Source organism: Brooklawnia cerclae (genome assembly GCF_011758645.1).
GTDB classification, from domain to species: Bacteria; Actinomycetota; Actinomycetes; order Propionibacteriales; family Propionibacteriaceae; genus Brooklawnia; species Brooklawnia cerclae.
In genome coordinates, this window is the sequence record NZ_JAAMOZ010000001.1 from 1,530,360 (window position 1) to 1,543,731 (window position 13,372).

At 66.1% G+C, this 13,372-nt stretch carries 8 protein-coding genes; 5 read left to right on the forward strand and 3 right to left on the reverse strand.

Annotation, left to right across the window (positions count from 1 at the left end; genetic code table 11):
* Positions 1-24: 24 nt before the first annotated feature.
* The 3 genes from FB473_RS07055 to FB473_RS07065 all read right to left on the reverse strand — a co-directional run bounded on the left by FB473_RS07055 (position 25) and on the right by FB473_RS07065 (position 2,501).
* The gene (locus tag FB473_RS07055; protein ID WP_167165943.1) at positions 25-777 is read right to left on the reverse strand and encodes a fructosamine kinase family protein; all 753 of its coding nucleotides are present in this window, start codon (positions 775-777) and stop codon (positions 25-27) included.
* 45 nt (positions 778-822) lie between these two features.
* Positions 823-1,506: an IMPACT family protein gene (locus FB473_RS07060; protein WP_167165945.1), complete on the reverse strand. Its 684-nt coding sequence runs from the start codon at positions 1,504-1,506 to the stop codon at positions 823-825.
* 80 nt (positions 1,507-1,586) lie between these two features.
* Positions 1,587-2,501, reverse strand: coding sequence for a dihydrodipicolinate synthase family protein (locus FB473_RS07065; protein WP_167165947.1), 915 nt, complete (start codon positions 2,499-2,501; stop codon positions 1,587-1,589).
* A 148-nt stretch (positions 2,502-2,649) separates the two neighbouring features.
* On the opposite strand from FB473_RS07065, the gene FB473_RS07070 reads away from it, so the two are divergent.
* From FB473_RS07070 to FB473_RS07090, 5 genes are all read left to right on the forward strand, one after another.
* Positions 2,650-6,060: a helicase-related protein gene (locus FB473_RS07070; protein ID WP_167165949.1), complete on the forward strand. Its 3,411-nt coding sequence runs from the start codon at positions 2,650-2,652 to the stop codon at positions 6,058-6,060.
* A 177-nt stretch (positions 6,061-6,237) separates the two neighbouring features.
* Positions 6,238-9,030, forward strand: a complete 2,793-nt coding sequence (locus FB473_RS07075; protein ID WP_167165951.1) for a DUF1156 domain-containing protein — start codon at positions 6,238-6,240, stop codon at positions 9,028-9,030.
* 1 nt (position 9,031) lies between these two features.
* The gene (locus FB473_RS07080; protein ID WP_167165953.1) at positions 9,032-12,427 is read left to right on the forward strand and encodes a Swt1 family HEPN domain-containing protein; all 3,396 of its coding nucleotides are present in this window, start codon (positions 9,032-9,034) and stop codon (positions 12,425-12,427) included.
* Positions 12,428-12,684: 257 nt separating this feature from the next.
* Positions 12,685-12,939 carry a type II toxin-antitoxin system VapB family antitoxin gene (locus FB473_RS07085; RefSeq protein WP_167165955.1) on the forward strand — a complete coding sequence of 85 codons (255 nt, stop codon included), beginning with the start codon at positions 12,685-12,687 and terminating at the stop codon, positions 12,937-12,939.
* A 1-nt stretch (position 12,940) separates the two neighbouring features.
* Positions 12,941-13,339 carry a type II toxin-antitoxin system VapC family toxin gene (locus FB473_RS07090; protein WP_167165957.1) on the forward strand — a complete coding sequence of 133 codons (399 nt, stop codon included), beginning with the start codon at positions 12,941-12,943 and terminating at the stop codon, positions 13,337-13,339.
* Positions 13,340-13,372: the final 33 nt, after the last annotated feature.

Below are 13,372 nucleotides of genomic sequence, written 5' to 3' on the forward strand. Positions count from 1 at the left end.
CGGGGCAGCGTACACCGGAAGGGGTCAGACGTACCGACGCGCGGCCTCGCCGGCTTGATACCCGTAGCCGGACCCGAACAACTGGGCGTGGACGAGCAGCGGGTGCAGTTGGTGGAGCAGGATCCTGGACGGCCAGCCTGCGTCGAGGCCCGCGGCTTCGGCATAGGCGGCCTGCACGCGCGACAGCATCGGGACCCCGAACAGTGCCAGCATGGCCAGGTCCGTCTCGCCATGACCACCGTGTGCGGCCGGATCGATGACGACCCCGCCGCGTGTGGTGAAGATGACGTTGCCCGCCCACAGGTCGCCGTGGATGCGGGCAGGCGGGCGTCCATCGTCGAAGTCGCCGTCGACGAGTCGCTCGCACACGCGCTCCACCGCGGCCAGATCGGTGGGGGACAGCGACCCCTGGTCGTGGGCGGCCTTCGCATGCGGCAGGAGCCGGAGTTCGGCGTAGAACTCGCCCCACCGCGCATAGTGACCCAGTGGAAGCCGCGCGTGCCCGATCCAGCCGGGCGTGGCATCGTCCCACTCGTCCGGGCCGGTACCGAACGCATCGGCGCCTGCGGCATGAGTGGCCCACAGCCGGCGTCCGAAGTCCTCGGCGACCGGCGCGGTGACCGGGACGGGGGTGAGCCTTTCCTCCGTCAGATGCCCGTCACCCCATTCGACGACGGGGACGACCAGCGCGCCCCTCGCTGCCCTGAGCCAGGACAGCCCGCGCGCCTCCCATTCGATGGCCGGACCGCTGTCGCGTTTGACGAAGGTCGTGGTCATGTGCTCATCGTCGCACGAAGCGTCTCGTCAGGATGCACTTCATTCTCACGATGCACCACGGTCCATCCACACGGTGCCGGTGTCGTTCGCGCGCGACCGCCCGGACAGCAACTCGACGAACAGCGCATCGGCACCGGCCAGGACGCCGGGATCGTCGGGGACGGCGACGGTGAGTGTGGCGCCGTCCGCGAGGTAGTCGGTTGTGACGACGTCGAACCCGTGCGAGCGGATCGAGGACTCCAGGCGTCCGGCATCAGCGAACGAGACAGGCAGGGCGAGCAGCCTCATGCGCACACGTTCCACGAGCACAGCGCGATCCAGAGTGCCGGCGGCGGCGTCCGAGTACGCCTGCACCAGGCCGCCGACGCCGAGCTTGATCCCCCCGAAGTACCGGACCACCGCGACGACGACGTCCGACAGCTCGCACACACCCGGTGCGGTCTGGCGAGCCAGAACGGCCTTGAGAATCGGGACTCCGGCGCTGCCGCCGGGCTCGCCGTCGTCGCTGGAGCGCTGGATCTCGCGATCAGGCCCCAGGACGAAGGCGTGGCATACGTGCCGAGCCTCCCGGTGGGCGCGCCTGGTCTCGGCGACGAACGCTCGCGCCTGTTCCTCGGTGGTCACCCGGGCGGCGAACCCGAGGAACCGCGAGCGCTTGATCGTCGACTCCGTCGACGGCAGGTCGCCGGCGCGGGGCACCACGTAGCGGTTGGTGCGTGCGTCCGGCATACGGCGCAGTCTACGGGTGTCGTATGCAAGGACGACTCCGGTTCCCGACCGTGCCGGCGACCGGTACGCCGCACACGGCCTCAGCGCAGCGGCGGGATCTCGACGGCCGCGGCCTCGTCCAGGATGGCCTGGACGACGGCGACCTGATCAGGCGTGATCGCGGTGGCCGGGGCCAGCGTGTCCGCGGGGTAGTCGATGCCCTTCAGACGGACGGCGATGCGCACACCGCCCAGCACATGCTCCGGAATCGCCGGGTAGAGCCGCGACAGCACGTTGACGCGCTGGTAGTACCCGGCGACGGCGGCGAGGTCGCCCGCCTCGTAGGCGCGGTGGATGGAGACGAAGAGCTCCGGCTCGACGTTCGTGAGCGCCCCGAGGATGCCGTTGCCACCGTAGAGGCGGTTGAGGAGGTAGTGCTCGTCGGTGCCGGACAGCACTGCGACGTCGGGGCGGACGCGTCGCACCGCGGCGATCACCTGACGGGTGTGCCCCGGCACGTCGACGGTGTCCTTGACCGCGACGATGTTCGGGTGGCGCTCGACGAGCCCCGCGGCGGCCTCGGGGGTGATGTCGAACCCGGTGGGCAGGGGATTGTTGTAGAGCCAGATCGGGGCGTCGACGGCGTCGGCTATACCGCCGAAATGGCGCTCGATCGCCTCGCCCTTCGGGGGGAAGAAATAGGGAGCGATGACGACCAGTGCAGAGGCTCCGCGTCCGGCCGCGTATTCGGCGAGTTCCAGGGTCTCGGAGAGCACGGGGCTGGCGACGCCGACGAGCGTCAGGGATCGCCCGGCGATCCGGTCGATGCCGAAGTCGATGATGTCGGTCTTCATGGAGTGGGGGATGGCGTAGAACTCGCCCGCGGTCCCCAACAGGAAGATGCCATCGATTCCGGCATTCACAAGGTGGTCAAGATGCTGTCCCCAGGATTCGAAGTCGAAGTCACCGTCGTTGGTGAACATCGAGATCGCCGGGGTGAAGATTCCACTCGGCATGGTGCGAACGCTACAGGATCGACGACCGCGCGTGGGAAGCGGCCCGCCCAACGGGCACCAATGCGTCGCGAGATGCGATTGGTGCCGCGATGTTGTCAGCTGGTGCCGATACGGTGTGTTCCATCGCGCGACATGGAGGTCATGAAAGGTGTTGCTGGAAGAACTCGCATCGGGTCTGCGTCTTGATGGGCTGATCCCTGGTGAGGTTGTCACGGTCATTCAAGCCCAGCCCTATGGCACCGGCGCTGTCGAACTCACCTACAGGACATCGGCCGGTGGCCTAGACAGCCAGATGGTCTTCCGCAGGGATGCGGACGGCTTGTCGGTCGCCCACGGTGCGGGCAGGCCGTTCGATGCCGATGCGGGCGACTTCAAACTGGTCGCCGAGGCCCAGCGCATCAGACTCGCGGGCCTGTTCGACCCCATGCTGGCGGTGGCAACCTCCGATGTACAGCCTCTGCCGCATCAGATCAGTGCCGTCTACGAGAAGATGCTGCCGCGCATGCCCCTGAGGTTTCTGCTGGCCGACGATCCCGGCGCCGGCAAGACGATCATGGCTGGTCTGTACATCAAGGAGTTGTTGCTGCGTGACGACGTGCGGCGCGCGCTCATCGTCGCGCCCGGCGGGCTGGTCGAGCAGTGGCAGGACGAACTGTTCCTGAAATTCGGGTTGCATTTCGACCTGCTGACCACTCAGCTGGCCGACGCGAACATCAACACCGACGTGTTCGAGCGGTATCCACTGCTCATCGCGCGGATGGATCAGCTAGCGCGGAACGTCGATCTGCAGGCCCAACTCAGGCAGACCGAGTGGGATCTGGTGGTGGTCGACGAGGCCCACCGCATGGGCGCGCACTACTTCGGCAACAAACTCGAGAAGACCAAGCGCTTCCAGCTCGGCGAGTTGCTCGGCAGCATCACGCGGCATCTGCTGCTCATGACGGCCACACCGCACTCGGGCAAGGAGGAGGACTTCCAGCTGTTCCTTTCGCTGCTCGACCGTGACCGGTTCGAGGGCAGGCACAAACAGGCCGTCGACACCGGCGACATCATGCGGCGCATGGTCAAGGAGGATCTGCTGACGTTCGACGGTCATAGGCTGTTCCCCGAGCGCATCGCCGAGACGGTTCCGTACGAGCTGACGGAGATGGAGTACGACCTGTACGACCAGGTCAGTGCCTACGTACGTGAGGGCATGAACAGGGCCGAGCGCCTCAACCCGAATCGCCGCAATACCGTCGGTTTCGCGCTCACAGTGCTGCAGCGGCGGCTCGCGTCCAGCCCCGAGGCGATCTACCAGTCGTTGGTCAGGCGCACTAAACGGCTGCGGCGGCGCCGGGACGACATCATCGCGGGCAGGCATGCCGAGCCCGAGGCAGACGTCGACCCCGAGGCGTTTGATGCCGACGAATACGACGCGGAACAGGTCGAACAGATCGAGGACGAGCTCGTCGATGCGGCGACCGCGGCTCAGACCGTCGCAGAACTCGACAAGGAACTGATCGACCTGGATGAGCTGACGGGGCTCGCCAGGCGGGTGCGCGACGCGGGCACCGATCGGAAATGGACCGAGCTGAGCCGCATCCTGCAGGATCACGCCCTGACCACCGACGCCAGGGGAGTGCCTCGCAAACTTATCGTCTTCAGCGAGCACCGCGACACCCTCAACTACCTCGCCCACCGGATTCGGGTCCTGCTGGGGCGCCCCGAGGCGGTGCAGACGATCCACGGCGGGGTGCGCCGTGCCGAGCGGCGCCGGATCACCGAGGAGTTCACCAAGAACCCCGACGTGCAGATTCTCATCGCCACCGACGCCGCCGGGGAAGGCCTGAACCTCCAAGCCGCGCACCTGATGGTGAACTACGACCTGCCGTGGAACCCCAACCGCATCGAGCAGAGGTTCGGGCGCATCCATCGCATCGGGCAGACCGAGGTGTGTTACTTGTGGAATCTGGTCGCCACCAACACCCGCGAGGGCGACGTGTTCACCTGCCTGCTCGGCAAGCTCGACGAGATGCGCCGTGCCTACGGTGGCAAGGTGTTCGACGTCCTCGGGGAGGCTTTCGAGAACAAGCCTCTGCGCGACCTGCTGATGGAGGCCGTGCAATACGGCGAGCGGCCCGAGACGCGCGCGAGGATGCGCGAGCTGATCGACGCCAGGGTGGGGGACGGGATGAAGGAGCTCCTCGACAAGCGCGCACTGGCCAACGATCATCTGGCGACCGCCGACCTGGAGCTACTGAAGGCCGCGATGGACGAGGCCAGGGCCCGGCGCCTGCAACCTCACTACATCGAGTTGGCCTTCCGTGCCGCGTTCACACGGCTTGGCGGGCGCATCGTCCGTCGCGAACAGGGACGCTATGAGATCACCAACGTGCCCTCAGCGATACGAGCGAGCCGGTTCGGGCCGATCGCGACGAAGTACGAACGTGTCGCGTTCGACCTGGCACGGGTCGAGCCGGACGGGCTGACGCGTGCCGATCTGCTCGCTCCCGGCCATCCGCTGCACGACGCGGTGATGGAGCTGGTCGATCAGCGGTTCGCGGGCGTCCTGAACGCCGGCACGGTGCTCGTGTCGGCGGAGCTCGACCGGCCGCACCTGCTGGTGGGAGCCGTGGAGGAGATCACTGACGCGACCGGTGCGAGCGTGAGCCGCCGGTTCGGGTACGCGTTCGCCGACGCGGACGGCACAGTCACCGCTGCGGGCCCCGCGCCCTATCTCGACTGCGTGGCCGCGCCCGATATCCCGGTCACCCGCGCCGCGAGGCAGCAGGATTGGCTGGCTGAGGCCGAAGACCGAGCCAAGAGCTGGATCGTCGTGCACCATCTGCCGGAGTATCTCGGCGAGGTGCTGCCTCGCCGCGCGGCCCAGCTCGCGAAGACCCGCGAGCTGGTGACTCGGCGCCTCGAACGAGAGCGCGACCGCCTGACACTCGAAGCGGTCGTCGCGGGCCAGAAGGAGCGAGCGGGAGAGAAGGTACCGGAGTCGTCGGACAGCCTGAACCGGAAGGCAGCCGAACTCGACGGCCGATTGCGTACCCGGCTCGCTCAACTCGACCAGCAGGAGCGGATGTCGACGAAACCTCCGCGTGTGACCGCGGCGGCGCTGGTGCTGCCTCTGTCGATGGTCGAGGATGCCGTGCCGACCGCGGCTCCGATGCACGCGAAGGAGACCAAGCAGGTGGAGCGTCGTGGCGTTGACCTGGTGCTCGAATGCGAGCGGAGACTGGGACGATCCCCCGCCGAGCAGGATTTCGCCAACCCCGGGTTCGACATCTTGTCGTCCACGCCGACGGGGGAGACCTACCGTATCGAGGTGAAGGCGCGCATCGATGGGGCGACCGACTTCTTCGTCACGCACAACGAGGTCATGACAGGTAAGAACGCGGTTCCGCGATACCGGCTGGCTCTCGTCCGGGTCGATCCGCGAGGCCCACGCTATGACGAGGTGCGCTACCTGGACGATCCGTTCGCCACCACCGACCTCGGTGGTTTCGAGGCCACGGGTATCCGGGGCGACTGGGCCAAGACGTGGGCAAAGGGGCATGAGCCGTTCTGAGGGGCGGGCATCTGCATATCCGGATGAGGGCGCTATTGCTGAGCGGTGAGCATCGTGCGTCGGCGACGACTCGGTGAGTCCGCCCGGTCGCGGCGGCTCAGAGTGGCCAGTGGCGCTAAGTTGAGTGACGGTAACAAGCGCCAATGAGGTGCGTGGAGTGGATGGGGGAGCACAGCGGTGCCGAAACGCAAGCTGATCGAGGTGGCGCTGCCGCTGGAAGCCATCAACCGGGAGTCGGCACGTGAGAAGTCGATCCGGCATGGGCATCCGTCCACGCTGCACTTGTGGTGGGCGCGGCGTCCTCTCGCGGCCGCGCGGGCGGTGCTGTTCGCGCAGCTCGTGGACGATCCCAGCTCGCACCCCGACCAGTTCGGGACCGAGCGCGCTCAGCGCGCCGAACGGGAGCGGCTGCACGGCATCATCGAGCGACTGGTCAACTGGGACAACGTGCGTGACGAGAACCTGTTCGCTCAGGCCCACGAGGAGATCCTGAAGTCGACCGACGGCAAACCGCCGGCAATCCTCGATCCGTTCGCGGGGGGGGGGTCTATCCCTTTGGAGGCCCAACGTCTGGGCCTCGAGGCGCACGCGTCTGATCTGAACCCGGTCTCCGTCCTCATCAACAAGGCCCTGATCGAGTTACCGCCGAAGTTCCGCGATCTGCCGCCGGTGTTCCCGGGTGTCGCCGACACTCGTGCGGCGTGGCGGGGAGCCGAGGGACTGGCGGCCGACGTGCGCGCCTTTGGCGAATGGATGCGCGATCAGGCCGATGCGCGCATCGGGCACCTGTACCCGAAGGCAACACTCCGGTCCTCTGGATCGTCGGCTGAGCCTGTCGAGGCCACCGTGATCGCCTGGATCTGGGCCCGCACCGTCGCCTGCCCGAACCCGGCCTGCGGTATCGAGATGCCACTTGTGCGCTCGTGGTGGCTCGGCAAGAAGAAGGGCAAGGAGGCCTACATCGTCCCGTCGATCGTCGGGGACCCGACCCATCCGTCAGGACGACGGGTTCGGTTCGGCATCGGGCACGGCGCGGCTGAGGCTCCTACGCCCGCCACCGATGGCACCGTCGACCGGAGGGGAGCCCGGTGCGTCGCCTGTCAGACAGCAGTGCCGCTGGACTATGTGCGCGCCGAGGGACGCGCCGGACGCATGGGGCAGCAGCTCATGGCGGTGGTTGCCGAGGGGACGCGGAGCCGGGTGTATCTAGCGCCGTCGGACGAGCAGGTGAGGGCTGCTGCGGTTGTGCGCCCGGCGGATGTACCAACGGCGGTGCTTCCGAAAGAGGCACTCGGGTTCCGCGTTCAGTCATATGGCATGACGCATTGGGCAGACCTCTTCACCAACCGGCAACTCGTCGCGCTCACGACGTTCAGCGACCTCGTCGGCGAGGCACGGCAGAAGGTGCTGGACGATGGCGCGTCAACTGAGTACGCGGACGCAGTTGCCACGTACTTGGCGATGGCGTTGAGCCGCACTCTCAACAAGTCATCCTCGATCTGTTCGTGGGACAGCAGCACCAAAATGGAGGCGGTACGTGGGGTGTTTGCCCGCCAAGCCATTCCAATGACGTGGGATATCGCCGAGGCCAACGTACTAGGCCACTCTTCGGGTGGGCTTCTCGAAGACATTGGGTGGGTATACCGATCGATTGCACTGGTGCCCGCGCACGGGATAGGCGGCTTCGCCGCGCAAGAGGATGCCGCACAATGCCAATATTCAGGCAGAGTGCTGAGCACCGATCCCCCCTACTACGACAACATCGGCTACTCCGACCTGTCCGATTTCTTCTACGTCTGGCTACGTCGATCGCTGAGACCGATCTATCCCGACCTGTTGTCGACGATGCTCGTCCCGAAGGCTGAGGAACTCGTGGCGAACCCCTATCGTCACGACGGCAGGGAGGGGGCGAAGGAGTTCTTCGAAGACGGTTTCCGTACGGTATTCGCCCATGCCCGGAAGTCGGCGTCGACCGATTTCCCGATTACCGTCTATTACGCCTTCAAACAGAGCGAGTCGGACAGCGGGGGCCAGGTATCGACCGGTTGGGAAACCTTGCTGGAAGGGATGATCCGGTCAGGTTGGGCGATCACTTCAACGTGGCCGCTGCGTAGCGAACTCGGTAACCGGATGCTGGCCAAGGACACCAACGCTCTGGCGTCGTCCATCGTGCTGTCGCTGCGTCCCCGCCCGGACGATGCCCCGGTCACCGACCGCAGAGGTTTCATCGCCGCGCTCGAGTCCGAGCTTCCCGATGCGCTTCGCAAGCTCCAGCAGGGCCGGATCGCGCCGGTTGATCTTCCGCAGGCGGCCATCGGCCCGGGCATGGCGGTGTTCAGCCGGTACGCGGGGGTGCTGGAGCCCGACGGCCACAAGATGACGGTCCGTTCGGCGCTCGCGCGTATCAACGAGATTCTCGACCAGGTGCTCAGTGAGCAGGAGGGTGACTACGACCCGACGACGCGTTTCGCGATCGCCTGGTACCGGCAGCACGGCTACGGCGTCGGCCGGTTCGGCGATGCGGACAACCTCGCTCGCGCGCGGAACACCAGCGTCGATGCACTCGACCGCGACGGCCTGATCGTCTCTCGCGCGGGCAGGGTCAACCTGATCCGGCCCGCCGACCTGAGTTGGAACTACGACCCGGCCACCGACCCGCACACAAGCAACTGGGAGGCCCTGCATCACCTCGTCAAGGTGCTGGAGCGCGACGGCATCGCCCCCGCGGGCGACTTCCTGCGTGCCGAACTCGACCGAAGCGACGGGGCAGTGGACGCCGACCTGGTCAAGGAGCTTGCGCACCTGCTGTTCCGCGTCGCTGAAGCCAACGGGTGGACGAAGAACGCGCTCAGCTTCAACTCGCTGGTGACGAGCTGGCCCGACATCGTGGACGTCGCGCGTGCCAAGCCGAACGTGGCAGACGAGGAAGAGCCCCAGGATGCCCTCGACTTCGACGAAGAGGAGAACTGACATGGCCCTGAGCAATCGCGACCGCGTGGATCGTATGTTCCAGCTCACGGCACCGGCACTCGACGACTTCATCTCGTCGGTGATCGGCCAGGAAGACAAGGTACTGGGAGCGCAGTGGGTGACGCTGGTCCAGGCCAAGGATGCCAAGAACGGGGTTCCGGCCACCAAATCGTACGATCCGCTCGACCCGCAGGTGCAATTCCGTATACTCACCGAGAGCAACATCACCGGGGGCTACCGACACGGGTGGTATCCGTTCGATCCGGTCCTGGACAAGGCGGGCAAGGCCTACGCGAGCGAACTGCGAGAGGTCCGCAACAGATGGGCGCACGACTTGGGGCGCAACGTCGCGTTCACCGACGACGATGCCTACCGTGCCCTCGACACTGCCGAGCGGCTTCTCAAGCTGATCGGCTCGGCCGACGTCGCCGAACAGGTGCGGATGATCCGGCTGAACCTGCGACGTGTGACCGCCGACAAAGACGACAAGAAGGTGCTCAAGGCGGCGGTCGACACCCCCAGGGTCGCCGGGCTGCGGCCCTGGCGAGAGGTGCTTCCACCGCACGACGACGTCGCGACCGGCAACTTCGCGGCCTCCGAGTTCGCGGCCGATCTGCATCGCGTCGCGTTCGGCCGCGAACAGGACGCCGACTACTCCGACCCGATCGAGTTCTTCCAGCGCACCTATCTCACCGAGGGACTGTCCGATCTCATCGGACGAGCTGTCCGGCGCCTGGCCGGAGACGACAACGCGCCGCCGGTCATCAACCTGCAGACCAACTTCGGCGGCGGCAAGACGCACTCGATGCTGTCACTGTGGCATGTAGCCGCGGGGCTACCGATAGGATCCTTCCCCCAAGAGACCCAGGAGCTGCTGGCGGCGAACGGGTACACCGGCACGAAAGTCAACAGGGTCGCGATCGTCGGCAACCACTTCAGCCCGTCCGGGGTGGTGAAGGACGACGGCACCCGCGTCAACACGATGTGGGGCGAACTCGCCTGGCAACTCGGTGGCCGGGATGCTTTCGCGCTGGTGGCCAAGTCGGACGCCGATCGCACCCATCCTGGTGCGGCGCTGTACGACCTGCTGGCCGCATACGCGCCCGCCGTGATCCTCATCGACGAATGGGTCGCCTACGCGCGCTCGCTGGTGGGCCGCGACGACCTCGCGGGGGGCACGTTCGACGACCAGTTCACGTTCGCCCAGACACTCACCGAAGCCGCCAAGGCAACATCGGGAATCCTGCTGGCGATCTCGATCCCGGCGTCCGAGAGTGGGGCTGATCTCGACCGGATCATCGCCGGAAACGCCGAGGAGGTCGGGGGAGCCAACGGGCTGGAGGCGCTCAAGCGGCTGCAGAACGTGGTGCGGCGGGTCGCCGACCAATGGCGATCGGCCTCGCCCGACGAGTCGTACCACATCGTCAAGCAGCGTCTGTTCAAACAACCCGATGCCGCCGCGCTCGCCGAGATCGGGGCAACTGCGCGCGAGTTCGTCGACATGTACCGCAAGTTCTCCGACGACTTCCCTCGCGAATCGCGGGACGCTGCCTACGGGGAGCGGATCAAGCGCACCTACCCGATTCACCCGGAACTGTTCGACAGGCTGTACGAGGAGTGGTCGTCACTGGAACGGTTCCAGCGAACCAGGGGAGTGCTGCGCCTGATGAGCACCGTCATCCATGAGCTGTGGGCCGGCCAGGACGCGTCCCCGCTGATCATGCCTGGGTCGATTCCGCTGGCCACGGCCAATGTCAACGCCGAACTCACGCAATACCTCCAGGATTCGTGGAAGGCGATCATCGACGCCGATGTGGATGGGCCGGCCTCCGAGCCTGTGCGCATCGACGGCGAGAAACCGGCGCTGGGGCAGCGGTCGCTCACCAAGCGGCTGGCCCGCACGGTGTTCTTCGGCGCGGCACCGACGATCGGATCGGCCCACAAAGGGCTGGAGACACAACGCGTGTTCCTGGGCACGGCGATTCCCGGCGATGTGCTCGGCAACTTCCACTCGGCACTGACGCAGTTGTCGGACCGCGCGACGTACTTCTACGGGGGCTCGGGCAAGTACTGGTACGACCTGCAGGCCAACATCACGCGCACCGCTCGGGACCAGGCCGAGCGTTTGCACAAGGAGGATGTCTGGGCGGAGATCGTCGCCCGTCTTCAGGGGCAGGGACGCATCCGCGGCGACTTCGCAGGCGTCCACGTGTGCCCCGAGACCAATGCGGACATCCCTGACATTGATGAGGCCCGCTTGGTGATCCTGCATCCGAAGGTCGCGCACAGGCGCGGCCAGGAATCGCCGGCCAAGGATTTCGCGCGGGACGCGACGGAACGGCGGGGGAGTGCCAACCGCGTCCACCGCAACATGCTCGTCTTCCTCGCCGCCGATGAGGCGAGACTGGACGAACTGAACGCCGCGACCCGGGACTATCTCGGGTGGGCACACGTGCTGGACAACCAGGTCGACCTCGATCTGACGAAGAATCAGATCAACCAGGCCGCTCAGCGTCAGGAACAGGCTGACAAGACCGTCGCCTCGCGCCTCATGCAAACCTTCGTATGGGCGCTCGTGCCGGCTCAGCCCGATCCGGGTGCGCCGTTCGTCATCCGGGAGACCAAGGTGGAAGGGCAATCGACGGGGTTGGCCGAGCGAGTCTCCCGCAGGCTCGGCGGGGATGGCGATCTCGCCATCAGGCAGGCGGCCACCAACATTCGCCTAGCCATCAGCAGGGTGCCGCAGATCTGGAAGGACGGGCATGTCTCGTTCGGGGAGCTGTGGAGCCTGTACAGCCAGTACCCGTACATGCCGCGGCTGAGGGACCGTTCTGTGCTGGCCGAGGGCGTGCGGGACATGCCCCTGATCTGGCAAGCCGATGCGTTTGCTTTGGCCACCGGTTACGATCAGACCGGTGGGGGCCGGTATGTGGGGCTCTGGCTACCCGACGACAAAGACAAGTCCGCCCCGGCGTCCACTGACTCGATGCTGCTGGTGCGTCCCGATGTGGCCCAGATGCAGCGGCAGCACGAGTCACAGGGGCCCGTCGGCATTCCTGGCCCAGTCCCGGAGACGACCAGGGACTCCGGTGGTGATGCGACTCCCGCCGACTCGCATATCGTGGTCACTCCGCCGCCACCCGGCCCGCCGATCATCCTGGACCTCAAGACGCGGTTCTTCGGCGACAAGGCACTCAACCCCGATCGCTACGTCGTCGAGTTCAAGAATGTCGCCGAAGAAGTCGTCTCGTACCTGCGCGATTCAGGGGCTAAGGTCAGCGTCCGCATCGAGATCGAGGCCACCAAGCACGACGGATTCGAGGAAGCTCTCATCCGTACGGTGTCGGAGAACGCCGCGACGCTGAAATTCGATCAGTGGGGTTTCGAAGACCTCTAGGAAAACCGCTGATCGATGCGGGCAACGCTGGCTGAGCCTATCGAAGCCCGTTGCCGGGGGCGGTTTGATGACCCTTCGACAAGCTCAGGGGTCGTCGATCAGCGTATCCGTAGCGCGAGGCGAATCGATGTCAGCGAACTCGTCGCCGCGGCAGCGTCGGGGGTTGATCGCGTTGCCCGCCGAAGTGCGTCAGCGCGCGGTCTGTGTCTTACTCCTCAAAAGGTAGATTTCTCGCTGGCCGTATATAAAATGTAGTCATGGCCCTCAGTATCAAGGACGCGGAGGCAGATCGCCTTGTCCGCGAACTGGCCGCTGCGACGGGGGAGACCATCACAGAGGCGGCCCGGAAAGCATTCGCCGAGCGACTTCAGCGCGTACGGTCCCGAGTCGCCGAACCAGACGCGCGCGCTGAGATCGACGACATCATCGCGCGCGGCAGGAGCCGTGCCATGCTCGACGAACGGACGCCCGACGAGATCATCGGGTACGACGACCACGGATTGCCCGCCTGAAATGGCGATTGTCGTCGACACGTCAGCGCTGGCAGCCATCGTGTTCGGGGAACCCGATGCGAACGCGTTCGCCACCGTGCTGCTGGCGAACGGCGGTGACGTCCACGTCAGCGCCGCGACTCTCGTCGAGAGTGAGATCGTGCTGGAAAGCCGCCAGGGCATGGCCGCCGTTCAGGATCTGAAGCTCCTGTTGAGCCAGATCAGTGCTGCCGTCGTCGAGTTCGATCACGCGCAGGCCGCCCTGGCCGCCGCGGCGTGGCGCAGGTTCGGCAAAGGCCGCCATCCCGCAGCGCTGAACTTCGGTGACTGTTTCTCGTACGCACTGTCGAAACACCTCGGCGTACCGTTGCTGTTCAAGGGCAACGATTTCTCTTTGACCGACGTTGTCAGCGCGATGTGAAGGACGATGACTGTCTCCGGGACGATTGTCCGA

Coding starts and splice junctions, on each gene's coding strand:
- FB473_RS07055 (WP_167165943.1), bottom strand. CDS start 777: ATGACCACGACCTTCGTCAAACGCGACAGCGGTCCGGCCATCGAATGG.
- FB473_RS07060 (WP_167165945.1), bottom strand. CDS start 1,506: ATGCCGGACGCACGCACCAACCGCTACGTGGTGCCCCGCGCCGGCGAC.
- FB473_RS07065 (WP_167165947.1), bottom strand. CDS start 2,501: ATGCCGAGTGGAATCTTCACCCCGGCGATCTCGATGTTCACCAACGAC.
- FB473_RS07080 (WP_167165953.1), top strand. CDS start 9,032: ATGGCCCTGAGCAATCGCGACCGCGTGGATCGTATGTTCCAGCTCACG.
- FB473_RS07085 (WP_167165955.1), top strand. CDS start 12,685: ATGGCCCTCAGTATCAAGGACGCGGAGGCAGATCGCCTTGTCCGCGAA.
- FB473_RS07090 (WP_167165957.1), top strand. CDS start 12,941: ATGGCGATTGTCGTCGACACGTCAGCGCTGGCAGCCATCGTGTTCGGG.